17 protein-coding genes are annotated in these 19417 nt (G+C 62.7%); 10 read left to right on the top strand and 7 right to left on the bottom strand.

From position 1 onward, the window contains the following. Positions 1–45 precede the first annotated feature (45 nt). Positions 46–513, top strand: coding sequence for a Cd(II)/Pb(II)-responsive transcriptional regulator (cadR, locus tag OXH74_RS14210; RefSeq protein WP_375737582.1), 468 nt, complete (start codon positions 46–48; stop codon positions 511–513). 16 nt (positions 514–529) lie between these two features. On the opposite strand, the gene OXH74_RS14215 is transcribed toward cadR, so the two are convergent. After that, positions 530–874, bottom strand: coding sequence for a pilin assembly protein (locus OXH74_RS14215; RefSeq protein WP_215379068.1), 345 nt, complete (start codon positions 872–874; stop codon positions 530–532). Between the two features lie 200 nt (positions 875–1074). Here OXH74_RS14215 and ppc point away from each other — a divergent pair, with 200 nt between their 5' ends. From ppc to OXH74_RS14250, 7 genes are all read left to right on the top strand, one after another. Further along, positions 1075–3711, top strand: coding sequence for a phosphoenolpyruvate carboxylase (ppc, locus tag OXH74_RS14220; RefSeq protein WP_375737583.1), 2637 nt, complete (start codon positions 1075–1077; stop codon positions 3709–3711). Positions 3712–3872: 161 nt separating this feature from the next. Beyond that, positions 3873–4520 (top strand): adenylate kinase, encoded by a 648-nt coding sequence (adk, locus tag OXH74_RS14225; RefSeq protein WP_215379079.1) that lies wholly within the window; start codon positions 3873–3875, stop codon positions 4518–4520. Between the two features lie 85 nt (positions 4521–4605). Continuing rightward, the gene (gene tsaB, locus OXH74_RS14230) at positions 4606–5286 is read left to right on the top strand and encodes a tRNA (adenosine(37)-N6)-threonylcarbamoyltransferase complex dimerization subunit type 1 TsaB (protein ID WP_375737584.1); all 681 of its coding nucleotides are present in this window, start codon (positions 4606–4608) and stop codon (positions 5284–5286) included. Positions 5287–5387: 101 nt separating this feature from the next. Continuing rightward, positions 5388–5729: a hypothetical protein gene (locus OXH74_RS14235; protein ID WP_375737585.1), complete on the top strand. Its 342-nt coding sequence runs from the start codon at positions 5388–5390 to the stop codon at positions 5727–5729. Then, the gene (locus OXH74_RS14240) at positions 5729–6583 is read left to right on the top strand and encodes a DUF72 domain-containing protein (RefSeq protein WP_375737586.1); all 855 of its coding nucleotides are present in this window, start codon (positions 5729–5731) and stop codon (positions 6581–6583) included. The genes OXH74_RS14235 and OXH74_RS14240 overlap by 1 nt, the downstream gene beginning before the upstream one ends. A 38-nt stretch (positions 6584–6621) precedes the next feature. Further along, the gene (locus tag OXH74_RS14245; RefSeq protein ID WP_215379091.1) at positions 6622–7452 is read left to right on the top strand and encodes an oxaloacetate decarboxylase; all 831 of its coding nucleotides are present in this window, start codon (positions 6622–6624) and stop codon (positions 7450–7452) included. A gap of 157 nt (positions 7453–7609) precedes the next feature. After that, positions 7610–8389, top strand: a complete 780-nt coding sequence (locus OXH74_RS14250) for a class I SAM-dependent methyltransferase (RefSeq protein WP_375737587.1) — start codon at positions 7610–7612, stop codon at positions 8387–8389. Between the two features lie 66 nt (positions 8390–8455). On the opposite strand, the gene OXH74_RS14255 is transcribed toward OXH74_RS14250, so the two are convergent. After that, entirely contained in the window at positions 8456–9091 is a 636-nt protein-coding gene (locus OXH74_RS14255; protein WP_375737588.1) for a TetR/AcrR family transcriptional regulator, read from the bottom strand. Positions 9092–9183: 92 nt separating this feature from the next. Between OXH74_RS14255 and OXH74_RS14260 the strand changes: the two genes are divergently transcribed. Further along, a complete protein-coding gene (locus OXH74_RS14260; protein WP_375737589.1) occupies positions 9184–10287 on the top strand; it encodes an efflux RND transporter periplasmic adaptor subunit in 1104 nt (367 codons plus the stop codon). A 6-nt stretch (positions 10288–10293) separates the two neighbouring features. Next, positions 10294–13410, top strand: a complete 3117-nt coding sequence (locus OXH74_RS14265) for an efflux RND transporter permease subunit (protein ID WP_375737590.1) — start codon at positions 10294–10296, stop codon at positions 13408–13410. A gap of 574 nt (positions 13411–13984) precedes the next feature. Here OXH74_RS14265 and OXH74_RS14270 read toward each other — a convergent pair. The 5 genes from OXH74_RS14270 to plsB form a co-directional block, all read right to left on the bottom strand. Beyond that, positions 13985–14662: a DUF4197 domain-containing protein gene (locus OXH74_RS14270; RefSeq protein ID WP_375737591.1), complete on the bottom strand. Its 678-nt coding sequence runs from the start codon at positions 14660–14662 to the stop codon at positions 13985–13987. 29 nt (positions 14663–14691) lie between these two features. Next, complete coding sequence (locus OXH74_RS14275) at positions 14692–15090, bottom strand: YbaY family lipoprotein (RefSeq protein ID WP_375737592.1); 399 nt, start codon at positions 15088–15090, stop codon at positions 14692–14694. Positions 15091–15223: 133 nt separating this feature from the next. Continuing rightward, positions 15224–16459 carry a hypothetical protein gene (locus OXH74_RS14280; protein ID WP_375737593.1) on the bottom strand — a complete coding sequence of 412 codons (1236 nt, stop codon included), beginning with the start codon at positions 16457–16459 and terminating at the stop codon, positions 15224–15226. Continuing rightward, complete coding sequence (locus OXH74_RS14285) at positions 16456–16722, bottom strand: hypothetical protein (RefSeq protein WP_375737594.1); 267 nt, start codon at positions 16720–16722, stop codon at positions 16456–16458. The genes OXH74_RS14280 and OXH74_RS14285 overlap by 4 nt, the downstream gene beginning before the upstream one ends. 143 nt (positions 16723–16865) lie before the next feature. Continuing rightward, complete coding sequence (gene plsB, locus OXH74_RS14290) at positions 16866–19358, bottom strand: glycerol-3-phosphate 1-O-acyltransferase PlsB (protein ID WP_375737595.1); 2493 nt, start codon at positions 19356–19358, stop codon at positions 16866–16868. Positions 19359–19417: the final 59 nt, after the last annotated feature.

The following is a 19417-nucleotide window of genomic DNA, read 5'->3' on the forward strand; positions in this document are numbered from 1 at the left end:
TCATTGCACACTCTGTAGCAACTACAGAGTCAAGCAGAGGCGCAGATGAAGATCGGTGAATTGGCAAATCGCACCGGCTGTCCGGTGGAGACCATTCGCTATTACGAGCGCGAAGGATTGTTGCCAGCCCCAAAGCGAAGCACGGGTAATTATCGGCAGTACGATGCCAGTCACGAAGAACGCCTGTCGTTCATTCGCCACTGCCGGTCACTGGACATGACCCAGGATGAGATCCGCACGCTGCTGGCCCTGCGCGACAGGCCAGACGCTGACTGCGGGGCGGCGAACCAGTTGATCGAAGAGCATCTGCACCACGTTGAGGTGCGGATTGCCGAGTTGCAGTCGCTGCGTAGTCAGCTCAAGGACCTGCGCAACCAATGCAGCGGCGCGGGTGCAAGCGAAGCATGCGGCATCCTTCGAGAGCTGCAGCAGCCCGGAGTGCCGCAGGTGGCCAGCGAGGACTGCGTGCACGCGGGCCACCTCCACGTACCGGGTGTTCACCGACGCGGTTGAGGGGCCTGCTGCGACTTCAGTGGTTGGTGTTTTCGCGTTGGTCACTCAGTTGCTGGAGGTAGCGGCGCGAGAGCGCGAGGAAACGTGGCGTCGGCCCGATGTCTTCATAAAGCGGGTCGCCCTGTTCGTCCGTAGCGACCACCTGACTGCCTTTGACGTAGGGGAAGCTGGCTTCCAACTCCTCCAGAGCTGCGCCGAGCAATTCCCCGATCAGTTCCTCGACGCTGCGCTTGGGGTACATCTCGGCAATGGCGGCCAGCCGGGCCGCGGATTCCAGGTCCAGATGAATGTTGTACTGACTTCGGGTCAGACGACCCTTGGCGTTCTGCTCCCAATGGCGTACCAGTTCTCGAATTTTCATAAACACCTCATCCTCATCCCACGTGTGGCGGGCGGCTGCGAAGCGTCGGACAGTCTCTGCCGCCCGGGCGCGGACACTTGTGGAGTCCGCAATGTTCAGCCTAGCTCGCCAGCATCAACCGGGTTGCCGTTCGTCGCGCTCTTGTAAGCGCATGCCGCTCTCGGCAAGCTGGAGGCATACCCGGTTAAGGAGCGACGGTCATGGCGGAAATCGATGCGCGCTTACGCGAAGACGTTCATCTGCTGGGCGAACTGCTTGGCGACACCATCAGAGCCCAGTTGGGCGATGCCTTCTTCGACAAGATAGAACGCATCCGCAAGGGCGCGAAGGCGGCGCGCCAGGGCTCCGAGGATGGCCAGCGCCAACTCAACGACACTCTCGATGGGCTGACCGAGGCCGAGCTGCTGCCGGTAGCCCGCGCCTTCAACCAGTTCCTCAACCTTGCCAATATCGCCGAGCAATACCACCGCATCCGCCGCCGCGATCCGGAGGAGACCTCCCCCTTCGAGGACCGCGTGCTCGGCGAGCTGCTGCAGCGGCTCCTTGCCAATGGTCATGGCCCTGAGCAGTTGGCCCGGCAGCTGGGGCGGCTGGATATCGAGCTCGTGCTGACCGCGCACCCCACCGAAGTGGCGCGGCGTACCTTGATCCAGAAGTACGACGCCATGGCTGCCCAACTCGCCGCGCAGGACCACGATGACCTCAGCGCCAGCGAGCGCGGACGGGTTCGCCAGCGCCTTCTGCGGCTGATTGCCGGGGCTTGGCATACCGAGGAGATCCGCCGTAGCCGGCCCAGCCCGGTGGATGAGGCGAAGTGGGGCTTCGCGGTGATCGAGCATTCGCTGTGGGAGGCGCTGCCGAATGTCCTGCGCCACGTGGATGAAACCCTGCATGCGGCAACTGGTCTGCACTTGCCGTTGAGCGCCGCGCCGCTGCGCTTCGCCTCCTGGATGGGCGGCGATCGCGATGGCAACCCGAATGTCACGGCGGCAGTCAGTCGTCAGGTGCTGCTGCTGGCTCGCTGGATGGCTGCCGACCTTTATCTGCGCGATATCGACCACCTCGCGGCAGAGCTCTCCATGCAGCAGGCCAGCGACGAGATGCGTGTGCGCGTGGGCGTCCATCCGGAGCCCTACCGGGCGCTGCTCAAGCAACTCCGCGAGCGCCTGCGTGCCACCCGCGCCTGGGCCGAGGCAGCGCTGGAGTGCGAGATTGCACCCGGCCCCGAGGTGCTGCAGGACAACCAGCAACTGCTGGAGCCGCTGGAGCTCTGCTATCACTCCCTGCATAGCTGTGGCATGGGCGTGATTGCCGATGGTGCGCTGCTGGACTGCATCCGGCGTGCATCGGCCTTTGGCCTGTTCCTGGTGCGCCTGGATATCCGCCAGGATGCGGGTCGGCATGCTGCTGCAATGAGCGAGATCACCGATTACCTGGGCCTGGGCGCCTATGTGGACTGGGATGAAGACACCCGGTTGGCCTTCCTGCAGCGTGAACTGGACTGCCGCCGACCGCTCCTCCCTGCGCACTACCGGCCCTCGGCGGACACCGCTGAAGTACTGGCGACCTGTCGCGTTGTGGCGGGTGCACCGGCGGCCTCGCTCGGCTCCTACGTGATTTCCATGGCTGGCCAACCCTCGGACGTGCTGGCGGTACAACTGCTGCTCAAGGAAGCTGGGTTGCAACGGGCTATTCATGTGGTACCACTCTTTGAAACCCTGGCTGACCTGGACAACGCCGGTCCTGCCATCGACCGGTTGCTCGGCCTACCCGGTTACCGCACCCGGCTGCACGGCCCGCAGGAAGTGATGGTCGGCTATTCCGATTCGGCCAAGGACGCAGGTACTACGGCTGCGGCCTGGGCGCAGTACCGGGCCCAGGAAGCGCTGGTGGACGTGTGCCGGCGGCACCAGGTCGAACTCCTGCTGTTCCACGGCCGCGGTGGCACCGTGGGGCGCGGCGGCGGCCCGGCCCATGCGGCAATCCTGTCGCAACCGCCGGGGTCGGTAGCGGGGCGTTTTCGCACCACCGAGCAGGGCGAGATGATCCGCTTCAAGTTCGGCCTGCCCGGCATTGCCGAACAAAATCTGAACCTCTACCTTGCTGCAGTGCTGGAAGCCACCTTACAGCCCCCGCCTGAACCCGAGCCCGCCTGGCGCGCGGCCATGGACCGCCTGGCCAATGACGGTTTGGCGGGGTATCGCGCGGTAGTCCGAGAGCACCCTCAGTTCGTCGAGTACTTCCGCCAAGCCACGCCGGAACAGGAGCTGGGGCGGCTGCCGCTGGGCAGCCGCCCGGCCAAGCGCCGCGCAGGTGGCGTGGAGAGCCTGCGGGCGATCCCCTGGATATTTGCCTGGACCCAGATGCGCCTGATGTTGCCAGCCTGGCTCGGCTGGGAAGCTGCACTCGCCAACGCACAGCAGCGTGGCGAGGGCGAGCTGCTGGCGCGCATGCGCGAGCGCTGGCCGTTCTTCGCTACCCGCATCGACATGCTGGAGATGGTCCTGGCCAAGGCAGACTTGGCAATTGCCGAGCTTTACGACGAAAGACTGGTCGAAACGGGGTTGCGTCCGCTGGGTGCGCATTTGCGCGACCTATTGTCGCAGGCTTGTGCATCGGTACTGGCTCTGACCGGTCAGTCCGAGCTGCTTGCACAGAGCCCCGAGACCCGGGAGGCGATCAGCGTGCGCAACACCTACCTGGACCCCCTGCACCTGCTCCAGGCGGAGCTCCTGGCCCGTTCCAGACGTTGCGAGACCCATGCCGAAGGGCCGCTCGAACAGGCCTTGCTGGTGAGTGTCGCGGGCATTGCAGCAGGGCTCCGAAACACCGGTTGAGGCCCGATTTGCTCCAACTTTCGGCGTCTTGTGCGCTATAGGGGTGCTGTGTATCTTGAACGTCCTTTTGGCCGTTCAGCGACGCCGAAGACCCTATTCTGAGATTGGCCCCATGAGGCGAATCCGACCGATTTGAAAATAAAATCTTGAGGAGCACATCGATGCGCGTGATTCTGCTGGGGGCCCCCGGTGCCGGCAAAGGTACCCAAGCCGGTTTCATCACCAAGAAATTCGGCATTCCACAAATTTCCACTGGCGACATGCTGCGCGCAGCGGTCAAGGCCGGTACCGAGCTGGGCCTGAAGGCCAAGAGCGTGATGGACGCCGGTGGCCTGGTCTCCGACGACCTGATCATCAACCTGGTCAAGGAGCGTATCGCTCAGGCTGATTGCGCCAAAGGTTTCCTGTTCGACGGCTTCCCGCGCACGATTCCGCAGGCTGAAGCCCTGAAGGAAGCGGGTGTTGCCATCGACCACGTGGTGGAAATCGCCGTCGACGATGAAGAAATCGTCAGCCGAATCGCCGGTCGTCGCGTACACCCGGCTTCCGGCCGCGTCTACCACACCGAGCACAACCCGCCGAAGGTTGCCGGCAAGGACGACGTCACTGGCGAAGACCTGATCCAGCGTGATGACGACAAGGAAGAGACTGTGCGTCATCGCCTGTCCGTCTACCACTCGCAGACCAAGCCGCTGGTGGACTTCTACCAGAAACTAGCTGCCGCTGAAGGCACTCCGAAATACAGCGCGATTGCCGGCGTGGGTTCGGTGGACGAGATCACCGGTAAAGTGCTGGCCGCCCTGAGCTGAGTCACTGCCCGGATCTGACCAACGGCCCGCTTGCGGGCCGTTGGCGTTTATAATGCCGGCCTTTTTCCTTGCCCTGGATACCTCGATGACCACATTGCTGGCCCTGGATACTGCCACCGAAGCCTGCTCCGTTGCCCTGCTGCATGACGGCAAGGTGCTCAGCCATTACGAGGTGATCCCGCGCCTGCACGCCCAACGCCTGTTGCCGATGGTCCAGACCCTGCTGGCTGAGGCCGGAGTGCCCTTGTCGTCGCTGGACGCCATCGCGTTTGGTCGCGGGCCGGGCGCCTTCACCGGAGTGCGGATTGCCATCGGCGTCGTCCAGGGCCTGGCGTTTGCGCTGGAGCGGCCAGTGCTGCCAATTTCCGATCTGGCCGTGCTGGCCCAGCGCGCGCATCGCGAGCAGGGCGCAACCCAGGTCGCATCTGCCATCGATGCACGCATGGATGAGGTCTATTGGGGCTGCTATCGGCTCCTGGACGGTGAAATGCGCCTGGCGGGTACAGAAGCGGTGCTGCCTCCGGAGCGGGTGACCCTGCCACGCGATGCCAGTGGCGCCTGGTACGGCGCCGGTACCGGCTGGGGGACGCATGGCGCGCGGATTCCCGTGCAGCCTTATGGCCAATCTCCGGATCTGCTGCCCCATGCCGAAGACTTGCTGGCTCTGGCCCGCTTCGCCTGGGCGCGGGGTGAAGCGCTACCTGCCGACCAGGCCCAGCCGGTCTACCTGCGCGACAATGTCGCCACGCCCAAGGCACCGAAGTAGGATCCGTCCATCGGCCGACCGCTTCGATTGCCAAGCCCGGGTCGGGCGACTAGAGTCCACACGCGCCTGTTCGAATTGCTTGTACTGCTGAGCTGCTACTGATGCGTATCGATGGCTTCACCTCTTCCTACCCGCTGGAACGCAGCCCTCGCCAAGGCAGTGCAATCACGCCTTTTCGCGAGGTCAAGCGTGAACAGGAAGCCCGCCACGAGCAGCCGCCAGCAGCGTCTTCCAGCCAGGTTTACGAACCGGCTGCGCAGTTGCGCCGGGTCCAGGCCGGCAATGCCGCAGGGGAAAGTCTGCCAGTGCGGGCACAAGACCTTGCCCAGCAGCGAGCGGTGAGCAGCCGGGCCGCCCAGGCCATTGCCAGCTATAGCTCCACCGCCCGTTTCTCCTCCGAAGCCGACGCACCTGAAGTCCTCGGACTCGATCTCTACGCCTGATGCTGCCTTATTTCCTCGGCTGCCCGTCCTGGAACGAGCCAGCCTGGCGCGGCACTTTCTATCCTGCTGATCTGCGGCCAGCTGAAACTCTCGGCCATTATTCGCAGGTGTTCAATGCAGTGGAAGGCAACACCACCTTCTATGCGCGGCCTTCCGCCGAGACTCTGCAGCGCTGGGCCCAGACCATGCCGGAGGGATTCCGCTTCTGCGCCAAGCTGCCTCGCGACATCAGCCACGAAGGTGACCTGCGGGAGCAGTTCGTGGCGACTGAAACCTTCCTCAAGCTGCTGGCTCCGCTCGGCAAGCGGGTGGCCCCGCTATGGCTGCAGTTGCCGGCGACCTTTGGCCCCGCAAGGTTGGTCGAATTGGCCGCCTGGCTGGATGAGTTCGGTGACCTGCCGATTGCCGTGGAGGTCAGAAACCAGGCGTTCTTCGACAAAGGTGACGCCGAACGAGCGCTCAACCGCTTGCTGCATGAACGTGCCGTCGAGCGCATTTGTCTGGATTCCCGGGCCTTGTTCAGTTGCCAGTCGCAGCATTCGGCCGTACGTCACGCACAATCGAAGAAACCGCGTATCCCGGTGCGTCCCGCAGCCTTCAGCAGCAGTCCGCAGGTGCGATTCATCGGTGGGCCGGATCTGGACACCAACCAGCCGTTTCTCGAACCCTGGCTGGACAAGGTGGCAGCCTGGATCGAGCAGGGGCTTACGCCTTGCATGTTCCTGCATACGCCAGACAACCACCTAGCGGCCGCCCAGGCGTTGCGTTTCCATGAAGGGTTGAGCCAGCGCCTGCCCGGATTGCCGGCATTGACCCTGCCGCAGCCACAGGTCGAGCAGTTGGGCCTGCTCTGAGCTAGGCTGTCCGGCTCAGCCTCCAGAGGAGTAAGCCCATGACCACCCAGGCGCAACGTGGCGATAGCTTTGCCGCCCTGCATCGCACTCCCGGCCTGTTTGTCCTGCCCAACCCTTGGGACGCGGGTTCGGCGAAGATGCTCGCTCATCTCGGATTCCCAGCACTGGCCACAACCAGCGCGGGCCTTGCCTTCTCCCTGGGACGTCGCGATGCAGAAGGGGCAGTCAGCCGCGAAGAAGCTTTGGAAAACGCACGCGCCATTGTCGACGCCACGCCGCTGCCGGTGGCGGCAGACCTGGAGAACGGCTACGGCGACCGCCCGGAGGATTGCGCCGAAACCATCCGGTTGGCTGCCAAGGCAGGGCTGGTCGGCGGCTCCATCGAAGACGCAACCGGGCGAGCGGCCGATCCCATCTACCCCATGGAGCTGGCGGTAGAACGCATCCGTGCCGCGGTCGAGGCGTCTCGCAGTTTGGGTTTTAGCTTCACCCTAGCGGCGCGGGCAGAGAACTTCCTGCACAGCCGCCGCGACCTGGATGACACCATTCGCCGCCTGGTCGCCTATGCCGAGGCCGGTGCCGATGTGCTGTATGCCCCAGGGCTGACCAGCCGCGAACAGATTGCCGCCGTAGTCCAGGCCGTGGCGCCTCGCCCGGTGAACGTGCTGGTCGGCTCACCAAGCCTGGGGTTGTCGCTGGATGAGTTGGCCGAACTGGGCGTCAAACGTGTCAGCCTGGGTTCCAACTTTGCCCGGGTAGCCTACGGCGCGTTCTATGCGGCAGCACGTTCGTTGGCGGAGGAGGGCAGTCTGGTGCTGACCAAGCAGGCCATGCCCTTCGACCGTATCAACGACTTGTTCAAGCCCTGACGCCATTGCAGGCCCGCAGGATGGGGCGCGCCGCGTAGGTTAAGCAAGGCTATATCCATCGTCCGCAGGTGGATAATTGGCTTGTTGCCTCTCAGGTTCGTCCCGGCTCTGGCAAAATGCCGCGCCTTTCCCCCCGTTTTGATGAGCATGTCGTTGCATGAGTGAATCGCAGGAAACCGCCAGGGTCCGGGCTGAGGCCCTGGAGCCGGATTTTGCCGAGCGTATCGAGTCCCTTGCCGCAAGGCTTGGGCTGAACCTGGAGGGCGAGGCGGACTTTGCCTTGCAACTGGGTGGCGAAGGGTTGCAGCTCCTGCAGCTGGGACCAGACTCCCCGGGCCCAGTACGGGTGGATTTCGTCGAGGGTGCAGCAGCCCATCGCCGCAAGTTCGGCGGTGGAAGCGGGCAGATGATCGCCAAGGCTGTAGGCGTGCAATCCGGCATTCGACCGCGTGTGCTGGACGCGACGGCCGGGCTGGGGCGCGATGCTTTCGTGCTTGCCAGTCTGGGCTGCGAGATGACCTTGATCGAACGCCAGCCGCTGATCGCGGCCTTGCTGGAAGATGGCCTGGCCCGTGCTGCCGGTGATCTGGATGTGGCCGCGATTGCCGCGCGTATGCGCCTGCTTAACGGCAACGCAATCGAATTGATGCGTGGCTGGCAGGGGGAGGCGCCGCAGGTCATCTACCTTGACCCGATGTTCCCGCATCGTGACAAGAGCGCCCTGGTGAAGAAGGAGATGCGCCTGTTTCGCCCGCTGGTGGGTGACGACCAAGACGCACCAGCGCTGCTGGAAGCTGCCCTGGCCCTAGCCAGCCACCGGGTCGTGGTGAAGCGGCCGCGCAAGGCGCCGATTATTGCCGGGACAAAGCCGAGTTATGCGCTGGAAGGCAAGTCCAGTCGCTATGACATCTACCCGAAGAAAAAGCTGGGGGCCTGAACCAATGCCGGCGACCTGCCGTGCCTGGCGACACGGCAGGTCGCAGAACCGCTCTGCTTCCAGCTCTCAGGGCCGATAAGCCCGCATGAACAGCTCCACCACCTCCCGCACGTGCTGTTCAGCTTCCGCTCCCTCCAGGGGAGGGTTGCAGCCGATCAACAGCCGGAAGTTATGCCCGCCCTTGATAAGGGAAAAGAAATGCTCGGCGGCGTGCAGTGGATTTTCGATGGCCAGCTTGCCCGCCTGCTGCGCCTGGCTCAGCAGCCCGGTCATTTCCTGCAGCACCTGCTGTGGCCCGGCTTCATAGAACATCCGCGAGAGTTTCGGGTCCTGTGTCGCCATCGCCACCATCACCCGGTGCAGCTCGACTGACTCGCGACTGTTGATCAGCGCATGGAAGCTGCGACCGATGGTCAGCAGCACCTTCTCGATGCTGACGTCCGCTGGTAGCTCGAATAGCAGCTCAGGCAGCTGCTCCTCGCATTTGGCCTTCACCGCCGCGGAAAACAAGGTCTCCTTGTCGGTGAAGTGGCTGTACACCGTCAGCTTGGAAACCCCCGCTTCAGAGGCGATGGCGTCCATGCTGCTGCCGTCGTAGCCCTTGCGCAGAAACAGATTCTTCGCGGCCTCGAGGATCGCTTTGCGCTTTGCCGGATCTTTGGGGCGGCCGGGGCCGCTGGTCGGAAACGAATTGTCAGACATTTCTTCTTAAATACTGGACTGGTGAGTTTGCTATTTTTACTATACCGAGCAGTATAAATATTCCAGCTGCTCTTCGCGAAAGGTCATTCATCATGTTTCGCCATGCGTTGCCCCTCGCTCTGCCTCTTTCCCTTTCCCTCCTGTTGATGGCTTGCGGCAATGGTGAACCCGTCCAACAGGCGGTACGCCCGGCGATGGTGGTACAGCCCCTCCCGGCAGCGGATGCGGTCGATACCTTTCCGGGCGAGGTGCGCGCGCGGTATGAGCCGGAGCTGGCGTTCCGCATTGGCGGCAAAGTAGCGAAACGCCTGGTGGAAGTGGGCGAGCGGGTGAAGAAGGACCAGCCTCTGGCCGAGCTTGACCCGCAGGACGTGCGTTTGCAGCTCGAGGCGACTCGTGCCCAGGTGGCAGCTGCACAAGCCAACCTCAAGCTGGTGCGTGCCGAGCGTGATCGCTATCGCACCTTGCTGGACCGCAAGCTGATCAGTGAGTCGCAGTACGACAACGTCGAAAACCAGTACCGTGCCGGCGAGGCGCGGCTGAAGCAGATCAAGGCCGAGTTCAACGTCGCCAGTAATCAGGCAGGCTACACTGTGCTGCGCGCTTCGGAGAATGGGGTGATCGCCAGCCGCCGTGCCGAGGTCGGGCAAGTCGTTGCTGCCGGACAAACGGTCTTTACGCTGGCGGTGGAGGGCGAGCGTGAGGTGGTCATCAGCTTGCCCGAGCTGGGTATCGATCGCCTCAAGGTTGGCCAGGACGTGACCGTCGAACTTTGGTCACTGCCTGGGAAACGCTTCCCGGCCCGAATTCGCGAGCTGTCACCAGCAGCTGACCCGCAGTCGCGCACTTTCGCTGCGCGCGTAGCCTTTGCCCGCGACAAGGTGCCTGCCGAGTTGGGGCAGAGCGCCCGGGTGTTCATTCGCAGCAAGGGCGAGGTGCCGCTTTCCGTACCGCTTTCTGCGCTGACGGCGGAAGCCGGGCAGCCTTATGTCTGGGTCGTCGACCCGACGAACTCCACACTCAAACGCCGTCCTGTGCGAGTTGGTGCCTATGGCGAAGACCGCGTCCCGGTACTGGAAGGGCTGAACCCTGACGATTGGGTCGTTGCCGCCGGGGTGCAGGTACTGCGTGAGGGCCAGCAGGTCAGGCCGGTGGATCGCGCCAACCGCGCGGTGAAGATGGTGGCGAAGGAGTAAGCCCCCATGAACTTCAACCTTTCCGCCTGGGCGTTGCAGAACCGGCAGATTGTCCTCTACATCATGCTGTTGCTCGGCATTGTCGGGGCCATTTCCTACACCAAGCTGGGGCAGAGTGAAGACCCGCCCTTCACCTTCAAGGCCATGGTGGTGCGTACAAACTGGCCGGGGGCGACTGCCGAGGAGGTGTCGCGCCAGGTCACCGAACGCATCGAGAAAAAGCTGATGGAGACCGGCGAGTACGACAGGATCGTTTCCTTCTCTCGACCGGGCGAGTCGCAGGTGACCTTCATTGCCCGTGACTCCATGCGTTCGTCGGAGATCCCCGAACTCTGGTATCAGGTCCGCAAGAAGGTCAGCGATATTCGCCACACGCTGCCGCAAGGTATCCAGGGGCCTTTCTTCAATGACGAATTCGGCACCACTTTCGGCAACATCTATGCGCTGACCGGCGAAGGCTTCGACTACGCCGTGCTCAAGGACTACGCCGACCGCATCCAGCTGCAACTGCAGCGGGTCAAGGACGTCAGCAAGGTGGATCTGCTTGGTCTGCAGGACGAGAAAATCTGGATCGAGCTGTCCAACGTCAAGCTGGCGACGCTGGGTCTGCCGCTGGCGGCGGTGCAGCAGGCGCTGGATGAGCAGAATGCCGTAAGTTCCGCTGGGTTCTTCGAGACCGCGAGTGATCGCGTGCAATTGCGCGTTTCCGGTCGCTTCGAGTCAGTGGCGCAGATTCGTGACTTCCCCATCAGGGTGGGGGACCGGACCTTCCGTATCGGCGACCTGGCTGAGGTTCATCGCGGCTTCAATGATCCGCCTGCACCGCGCATGCGCTTCATGGGGGAGGATGCCATTGGCTTGGCCGTTTCGATGAAGGCAGGGGGCGACATCCTGGTGCTTGGCGAGGCGCTGGAAGGGGAGTTTGCCCGCCTGCAGGAGACGCTGCCGGTCGGCATGCAGTTGCGCAAGGTCTCGGATCAGCCTGCAGCGGTAAAGACCGGGGTTGGCGAGTTCGTACGAGTGCTCACCGAGGCACTGGTCATCGTCCTGCTGGTGAGCTTCTTCTCCCTCGGCCTGCGCACCGGCCTGGTGGTGGCGCTGTCGATTCCGCTGGTGTTGGCCATGACCTTCGCGGTGATGCACTACTTCGGCATCGGCCTGCACAAGATCTCCCTTGGCGCGCTGGTGCTGGCACTGGGTCTGCTGGTGGACGACGCGATCATTGCGGTGGAGATGATGGCGATCAAGATGGAGCAAGGGTATGACCGGCTCAAGGCGGCCAGCTATGCCTGGAGCAGCACGGCGTTCCCGATGCTCACGGGCACCCTGATCACGGCTGCCGGCTTCCTGCCCATCGCTACTGCCCAATCCGGAACGGGCGAGTACACACGCTCGATCTTCCAGGTGGTGACCATCGCCCTGGTGGTTTCCTGGATCGCCGCCGTGGTGTTCGTGCCGTATCTGGGGGATCGCCTGTTGCCTGACCTGGCCAAGCGCCATGCCGCCAAGCATGGCGGCAGCGACAAGGGCCACGATCCCTATGCGACTCCTTTTTATCAGCGTGTCCGGCGTGTGGTGGAGTGGTGCGTGCGTCGGCGCAAGACTGTGGTCATTCTGACCCTGGCAGCTTTCGTCGCGTCCATCTTCCTTTTCCGCTTCGTGCCTCAGCAGTTCTTCCCGGCTTCCGGGCGCCTGGAGCTGATGGTCGACCTGAAGCTCAGCGAGGGCGCCTCCCTCAGCAGTACCGAAGCGGAGGTCAAGCGGCTGGAGCAGTTGCTCAACGAGCATCCCGGCATCGACAGCTATGTGGCCTACGTGGGGACCGGCTCGCCGCGCTTCTACCTGCCACTGGACCAGCAGCTGCCCGCTGCCAGCTTTGCCCAGTTCGTGGTGCTGGCAAAAGGCATCGAGGCCCGTGAGGAGGTCCGCAGCTGGTTGATCCAGGTACTCAACGACGAGTTCCCGACTCTGCGCAGTCGTATCTCTCGCCTGGAAAACGGCCCGCCGGTAGGCTATCCCGTGCAGTTCCGGGTTTCGGGCGAGCATATCGATGAGGTCCGCGCATTGGCTCGCAAAGTCGCCGATAAGGTGCGTGAGAACTCCCATGTGGTGAACGTGCACCTGGATTGGGAAGAACCCAGCAAGGTCGTGCGGCTCAACATCGACCAGGATCGTGCCCGCGCCATGGGGATCACCACCGCCGATCTCTCGCGGTTCCTGCAGAGTTCCCTGACTGGTACGCCGGTCAGCTATTTCCGTGAAGATAACGAGCTGATCGAGATCCTCCTGCGTGGCACCGTCAGCGAGCGCCAGGACCTGGCTCTGCTGCCGAGTCTGGCGGTGCCCACGGACAATGGCCAGAGCGTGCCACTGTCGCAGATTGCGACCCTTGAGTACGGCTTCGAGGAAGGCATCATCTGGCACCGTAACCGTTTACCAACCGTGACTGTACGTGCGGATATCTACGACAAGTCGCTGCCGGCCAGCCTGGTGAAGCAGATCCTGCCGACACTCGAGCCTATCCGTGCCGAATTGCCGTCTGGCTATCTGCTGGATGTGGGCGGGACCGTCGAAGATTCCAGTCGCGGGCAGAAATCGGTGAACGCCGGGATGCCGCTGTTCGTCGTGGTGGTCCTGACCCTGCTGATGCTGCAGCTGAAGAGCTTCTCGCGCTCGGTCATGGTGTTCCTTACCGCACCACTGGGGCTGATCGGCGTCACCTTGTTCCTGCTGGTGTTCCGCCAGCCGTTCGGGTTTGTCGCCATGCTCGGCACCATCGCTCTGGCGGGGATGATCATGCGCAACTCGGTGATCCTGGTCGACCAGATCGAGCAGGACATTGCGGCGGGAATGGACCGTTGGAACGCGATCATCGAGGCCACGGTACGGCGCTTCCGCCCCATCGTGCTGACCGCCCTGGCGGCGGTGCTGGCGATGATCCCGCTGTCGCGCAGTGTGTTCTTCGGCCCCATGGCGGTGGCCATCATGGGCGGGTTGATCGTGGCAACCCTGCTGACCCTGTTGTTCCTGCCGGCGCTCTATGCGGCCTGGTTCCGGGTCAAGCCAGTGCCTGTGGCGGACGCCCAGCCGGCGATACTGCCCGAGGTCCAAGCCGGCCACTGACGGCAAAGGCCCCTTGAAGGGGCCTTTTTCATGGCAGCAAAGACCTTTGCGGGAGAGCATTCATTCGCGTTCCCGGCCCACTGTCCCTCAAGCCAACTCCTCTCGCAGACGAAGGAGGGCCTGTTCGTCCGGGCAGTTCTGCCAATCCCTGAGCCACTTCTTCTCTTTGGTCCCCACAGCGCTTGGCCGAGGAGCCGTCAACCGAGAAGGCCTTGCGTTACTTGCAGAAGAACAACGCGATCCTCCAATGAGATGACTCGGCCATGTGTCGTGATGGTGTTCATTCAGACTATGTTGGCATCAGCTGTTGAGGTTTCAGCCATCGTGCTGAAGGCCCAGTAGGAGGGGGGGACGCCGAGTTCTTGCTCGCGAACATAACCCTGCTTTTGCAAGCAAGCTGGCTCCTACAATGAACTACGGTCCCTCGTTCCGACTAGGAGACACACTTGGGACAATCAGTTATTGATGGCGCCAAACCCAAAAACGCCGCTTGCCCGTTGAGGGTCAAGCGGCGATTTTTTTAGGTGAACAGCATGACCGTAATGTGCCGGGCTTTCTGACGTCCGGGGCTTCCTTACAGCGCCCCGAACACCTTTTTCGCCAGCCCGGTTGCCGCACCAGCCGGATTCTGGCGGATACCCGCCTCTTGTTCGGCAATTATCTTGAACAGGCCATCCAGTGCTTGTTCCGTCACGTAGCTTTCGATGTTCGCGCTCTTGGCGTCGACCACGCCAAAGCTGGCCGCCTGGCCCGCAAAGCTGTTGTACTGCTGGGCCAGGCCAACCTGATCGGTAGCCTGTTTGACGATCGGCAGGAACTTGGCTCGAAGCTGGTCACGGCTGGTCTTGTTCAGGTACTGGGTCGCTGCGTCATCCGGGCCGCTGAGAATGCCCTTGGCATCCTGCACGGTCATCTTCTTCACCGCATCCACCAGCAACACTTGGGCTTGCGGAACGGCGGTTTCGGCAGCCTTGTTCATGGTGGCTTCGAGCTGTTCGACCTGGGCGCCCATGCCCATCATCTTCATGGTCTTGGCCGCCTTGCCGAGCTTGCCCGGTAGCTCGATGCGGACTTCAGGGTTGTCATTGAAACCGCCGGGTTGGCCAAGCTGCTGCACGGCAACCTTGGCGCCTTGGGTCAGGGCATCCTTGAGGCCTCCGGAGGCGTCCTGCTGGCTGAGGTCGGCAAGCGACAGGGCCAAGGCGCTGGCCGAGAAGGCAAGGCCGGCGCAAAGGGCGGTGATTCGAAGCATGGCAGCATCCTTGTGACTGTGGGTTACGACTAGCGGACGGGGTCCAGCTTGATTCGCAGGGGTTGTGGGTCGCTGCCGTCGAGTTTAACGGAGTGGCGCTCCGTGCTGATGAACAACAGCTTGCCCTCAAGTTCGATCAGCGCGCTCACGGCGTAGCTGTGACCCGGTTCGACCAGCGCTGGGTCATAGTCGAGGCGAAAGGATAGCGGTATCTGGCCATTTACTTTCCCCTGTTGGCGAGCCAGATCGAGAGAGGGGGCGTCGGCGAGGGAAACGTCCTGCAGGCTTACGCTGAGAACGGCATCCACTGGCAAGGCCATGCGTTGCAGGTAGAAGACTTCGCCCTGCAGTTGGCGCATGTGATCGCCGGAGGGACCGGCGCAGGCGGTGAGCAGGCTCGTGGCGAAAACCAGGGTTATCGCTCTCATCGGGTCACTCCATATGTGGGAACCGGAATAGAACTCACTATAGAGGCCGTTTGCCCATTTGCGATGGCCCAAGACAAGCTGCGACGGGATCGGTTGACAGCCGCGTCAGGGGACGACGCGGCCGCTCGCCGGCTTAGAGCGAGGTATCGTCCAGCACGGTGCTGGAGATGGCATTGAGGGTGTTGTTGAACTGAACGGTCTCGTTGAACGTCTTGACGATGCTGCGGAAACGGTCCTTGGCGCTGATCAGTTGCTTGAGCTTCTCTGCCAACTCTTCTTCCTTGCGGTTTAGTGACGCCTCGCGATCGTCCAGGGCCTCGGCCTGCTTCCGCAGCTGCTCGGCCTTGGTCTCATAGCGTAGTTTCTCCTGGCGCAGGCTCTCCGCGAATTTGGCGGTATTGCGGTCCCGGGCCTCGACGTTTTCAGCCAGTGCCTTGAGCGCTGCACTTCGCTCGGACAGGGCGCGTGCGTTGTCTTCCGCCGCTCGTTCGATAGCGGACGCCTCGAGGTGCAGGCGAGTTTCCAGGGTGCGCAATTGCTCGTCCTTTTCAGCGAGTAGGCGCTCCTTCTCACATAGGTGCGATTTCCGCTGGTCCAGGCTTTCCTGTTGCTTCACTGCCTCCAGTTTCTGCTGGGTCAAGCCCTTGGCCATGTCCGCTAGGGAATTCAGGGTGGCTTGCACGTCTACCAGGACGCTATCTGTGTCGCTGACGGCGGTATTCTCGAGGTCGATCTCGGTCATGTGGACCGGCAACGGCTCCGCTGCAACCTTGACCGGAGCAGTGTCGTCGAGACCTGGCTCAGCCAGGGTGCCGGCCGCTGGCGGGCTTAGTTTGAGCAGATCGTGGGTCTCCAGGTCGCTGGCTGCAGGCGCTTCCGCTTCTGCCTCGACGATTGGCGCTTCCGTGGGTGATTCGGGATCTGTCAGGCTGGCCTGGGCTTGGGGCTCGGATGCCGCTGGTTCCTGTTCGTACTCATCGAGGGCGACCTGCTCGGTCAAGTCGGCCTCGAGATCTGTTTCGGGTGTGTTTTCCAATTGCGGTGCAGGCTCCGCAGCCTTGCTTGATTCCGATTCGCCGCTCGTTTCGGCGGAAATGGTGGGCAAACTGTAGGCCGCGTCCAGGGCGGAGCCGGTCAGGAGGCTTGATTGGGGCGGGGGGGCCAGCTGTGTGTCGATTGGTGATGGCGTCATCCCTGGCACGGGATCGCCTATGTTGGTGCTTTCGCGGCTGGCAATCAGCTTGAGGATCGATCCTTTGTTGATCGACAGCGTACGGTGCTCGCTGACGTCGGCTGGTTGTTCGTCCGGACCGGCAATCGGGCCCTTCAGGTCTATGAAGTGGAAGTTGATGAGTTCCGTTTCGCTCACGATTCGTCCCCCTGGGTGATTTGCTTCAGGACATGCTTGGCGTACTGCCACTCCAATTCGCTTTCCAGCGCGCCCAGCAGATAGCCCTTTTCGCTTGCGGTGGCGCGGGCCACATAGACTTTGGCGGTCCCGTGGCGACCTTCTTCGTTGAGGGAGTAGACGAGGATGTTCCGATCGATCTCGGGGATAGCGAAGCTGCACAGGACGGCGGCGTTGACCACTTCCTGGGCCTCGTTCTCGACTGTGATGGTTCTAAGCAGCATAGGAGTCTTCCGTACCGTGTGACTGGCCGCACCCATGAGGGGGGCGGCGAGGTGCTCAATGGTACTGAGCAGCTTTCGGCTTGGGCTCTTGCTGAGTTGTAGGACGGTTCCGGGAAGAGCGGCAGCCGGAATGGCTGCCGTAGTCAGATGGCGCTGGCCTGGTTCTCGACCTCAGGTTGACGGTCAAGGGCGACCTGGCGAATCGACAGGCGGATCTCTGCAGGCAGCACCCGTTTCGCCGCACCTTCGGCGAGTTCGCCGAGCAGCTCGTGGTAACCCAGCTTGCCGGCCTCGTCCTGACGCAGGACGCGCTGGTCGAGCATCGTCTGAATGAAATGGCGAAACAGGCTCTTGTCGAAGAATTCCGGGGCGTTGAGCCCATGCAGGATCGAAAGGCGCTGGGCCATCACGGTGCAGAGGTCTTCCAGTTCCTCGGCGCTGAGCTGGTGCTGTCCGGCATTGAGCAGCAGGGCAATGGCCATGTAGAAACGCTGCAGGGTCTGGACGATGGCGCGAGCCAGCAGCGTGAGCAGGACGAACTGCCGCGAGCTGGGGGCGGGGCGCACGTAGACGTCGCCTTCGATCTTGAGCAGGCCCTGCTCGACGAAGGCTGTCAGCCACTGGCCAACTACATCATCCAGCTCGCTGGCATCCCAGCGGATGAATAGCTCGGCCTGTAGATAGGGATAAAGCGCACGGGTGTAGCGAAGGATCTGTTCGCGGCTCATCCGTGCGCTGCTCTGAAAGAAACTCGCCAGCAGGGCGGGCAGGGCAAAGACGTGCAGCACGTTGTTGCGGTAGTAGGTCATGAGGACGGCGTTCTGCTCGTCCAGATAGAGAATCCGTCCAAGCGCGTCCTTCTGCTCGGACAGCAGGTCCATGCTCCGCACGTATTCGATCAAGGCCTGGCCGTCACCTTCGGGGAGCGTGGCATACGGTGAGTAGGGGACCTGCCTCAGCAGAGCGAGATAGAGGTCGAGTACCCGTGCCAAAGCCTTCTCGTCCAACGCCAGTTTGCTGGTGGAGAGCAGGGCCAGGGCCACCAGGTTGACCGGGTTGATTGCCGCCGCATCGTTGAGGTGACGGGCGATGCGCACGGCCAGGCGGTTGGTGGTTTCATTAAGCCACGCAGGGCGGAATTGCGGGCCTAGATCCTCGGCCCGCCAGTCGGGTTGCTGCTGGTCGAGGAACTCGGCCAATTTGATCGGTTCGCCGAAATTGACCGCCACCGAGCCGAAGCGCAACTTCAGAGCGCCGATGACCTTTAACAGGTCGAAGATCGACTCTTTTTTCTTGCTCGCCCCGCGCAACTCGCCTAGATAGGTCCGGCCTTCCAGCACCCGCTCATAACCGATGTAGACCGGCACAAAAATGATCGGCAGGCGCGAGGAGCGCAGGAAGCTGCGCAGGGTGATGGCCAGCATGCCGGTTTTCGGGTGCAGCATGCGGCCGGTGCGTGAGCGACCGCCTTCGACGAAATACTCCACCGGGAAGCCGCGGTAGAAGAGCGTGTGCAGGTATTCGTTGAACACGGCGGTATAGAGCGGATTGCCCTTGAAGGTACGGCGCATGAAGAAGGCACCGCCGCGGCGCAGCAGGCCACCGATCACGGGCATGTTGAGGTTGATCCCGGCGGCGATGTGTGGCGGGGTCAGCCCATTGCGGAACAGCAGGTAGGAAAGGAGCAGGTAGTCGATGTGGCTGCGGTGGCAGGGTACATAGATGACTTCGTGGCCCTGGACGATGTCCTGGACCTGCACGATGTGGTTGACCTTGATGCCTTCGTAGAGCTTGTTCCAGAACCAGGAGAGCACCACTTCGAGGAAGCGGATGACGGTATAGGCAAAGTCCGAAGCGATCTCATTGCCGTACTTCAGCGCCTGGGCTTCGGCCTTGTCCAGGCTGATCTTCTCGCGCTCGGCCTCGTCGGCGATGGCCTGACGTACAAGCGGCGCGTGCACAAGACCTTTGACCAGATTCCGCCGGTGCGAGAGGTCAGGGCCGATCACTGCCGTCTTCTGGTTGCGGAAATGGACGCGCAGGATGCGATGGACCATGCGCAGCGTGCGTTCCGACCCCTTGTCCTGATCAATCAACTCGCGTAGGTGGATAGGCGTTGAGAACTGCACGCGCGTCTTGCGTCCGAGAATCAGGATGCTCACCAGCTTGCGCAGGCGGCCAGTGACTGCCCAGCTGTCGGCAAACAGGAGTTTCCATGGGCTGGTTTCACGATCAGGCGACTGTCCCCAGAAAACCGTGACGGGAATGATCTGCGCATCCTCGACTGCGTGGCGCTGGATGGCACCCAGCACTCGCACCAGTGTGGGAGAGGCGCCGCGCTTGTCCCGTCCACCGAGCCAGCCGGGCTCTGGCGTCAGGTAGAAGAATGCCGCGGGCTCCAGCAGGTCGCCCAGAGCGACCGGAAGTACCGGGCGGGGCAATCCGGCTTTGGTGCATTCCCGGTCCATCACTGCCAAGTCACTGGCGGAGGGCTGCTGCAGGACGTAGAGGACCGGTTTGCTCCGATCGAGTTTCAGACCGAGGGCCGACTGGTTGATGGTTTCCGAGCGTATCCAGAGATAGAGCAGGCGGCGCAGGGCGCCGAAGGCGAGACGGCGGAAAGGTGAGCGGGTCATGACAGATCGGAGCTTGAGTGAAACGAGCGATTGCTCGGGACGGCTAGTGTGCCGGATTC

This window comes from Metapseudomonas boanensis (assembly GCF_042232855.1).
In the GTDB taxonomy this organism is placed as follows: domain Bacteria; phylum Pseudomonadota; class Gammaproteobacteria; order Pseudomonadales; family Pseudomonadaceae; genus Metapseudomonas; species Metapseudomonas boanensis.

Excerpts from the sequence above, each read along its gene's own strand:
- cadR (WP_375737582.1), top strand. The coding sequence starts at position 46 with ATGAAGATCGGTGAATTGGCAAATCGCACCGGCTGTCCGGTGGAGACC.
- OXH74_RS14215 (WP_215379068.1), bottom strand. The coding sequence starts at position 874 with ATGAAAATTCGAGAACTGGTACGCCATTGGGAGCAGAACGCCAAGGGT.
- ppc (WP_375737583.1), top strand. The coding sequence starts at position 1,075 with ATGGCGGAAATCGATGCGCGCTTACGCGAAGACGTTCATCTGCTGGGC.
- adk (WP_215379079.1), top strand. The coding sequence starts at position 3,873 with ATGCGCGTGATTCTGCTGGGGGCCCCCGGTGCCGGCAAAGGTACCCAA.
- tsaB (WP_375737584.1), top strand. The coding sequence starts at position 4,606 with ATGACCACATTGCTGGCCCTGGATACTGCCACCGAAGCCTGCTCCGTT.
- OXH74_RS14235 (WP_375737585.1), top strand. The coding sequence starts at position 5,388 with ATGCGTATCGATGGCTTCACCTCTTCCTACCCGCTGGAACGCAGCCCT.
- OXH74_RS14240 (WP_375737586.1), top strand. The coding sequence starts at position 5,729 with ATGCTGCCTTATTTCCTCGGCTGCCCGTCCTGGAACGAGCCAGCCTGG.
- OXH74_RS14245 (WP_215379091.1), top strand. The coding sequence starts at position 6,622 with ATGACCACCCAGGCGCAACGTGGCGATAGCTTTGCCGCCCTGCATCGC.
- OXH74_RS14250 (WP_375737587.1), top strand. The coding sequence starts at position 7,610 with ATGAGTGAATCGCAGGAAACCGCCAGGGTCCGGGCTGAGGCCCTGGAG.
- OXH74_RS14255 (WP_375737588.1), bottom strand. The coding sequence starts at position 9,091 with ATGTCTGACAATTCGTTTCCGACCAGCGGCCCCGGCCGCCCCAAAGAT.
- OXH74_RS14260 (WP_375737589.1), top strand. The coding sequence starts at position 9,184 with ATGTTTCGCCATGCGTTGCCCCTCGCTCTGCCTCTTTCCCTTTCCCTC.
- OXH74_RS14265 (WP_375737590.1), top strand. The coding sequence starts at position 10,294 with ATGAACTTCAACCTTTCCGCCTGGGCGTTGCAGAACCGGCAGATTGTC.
- OXH74_RS14270 (WP_375737591.1), bottom strand. The coding sequence starts at position 14,662 with ATGCTTCGAATCACCGCCCTTTGCGCCGGCCTTGCCTTCTCGGCCAGC.
- OXH74_RS14275 (WP_375737592.1), bottom strand. The coding sequence starts at position 15,090 with ATGAGAGCGATAACCCTGGTTTTCGCCACGAGCCTGCTCACCGCCTGC.
- OXH74_RS14285 (WP_375737594.1), bottom strand. The coding sequence starts at position 16,722 with ATGCTGCTTAGAACCATCACAGTCGAGAACGAGGCCCAGGAAGTGGTC.
- plsB (WP_375737595.1), bottom strand. The coding sequence starts at position 19,358 with ATGACCCGCTCACCTTTCCGCCGTCTCGCCTTCGGCGCCCTGCGCCGC.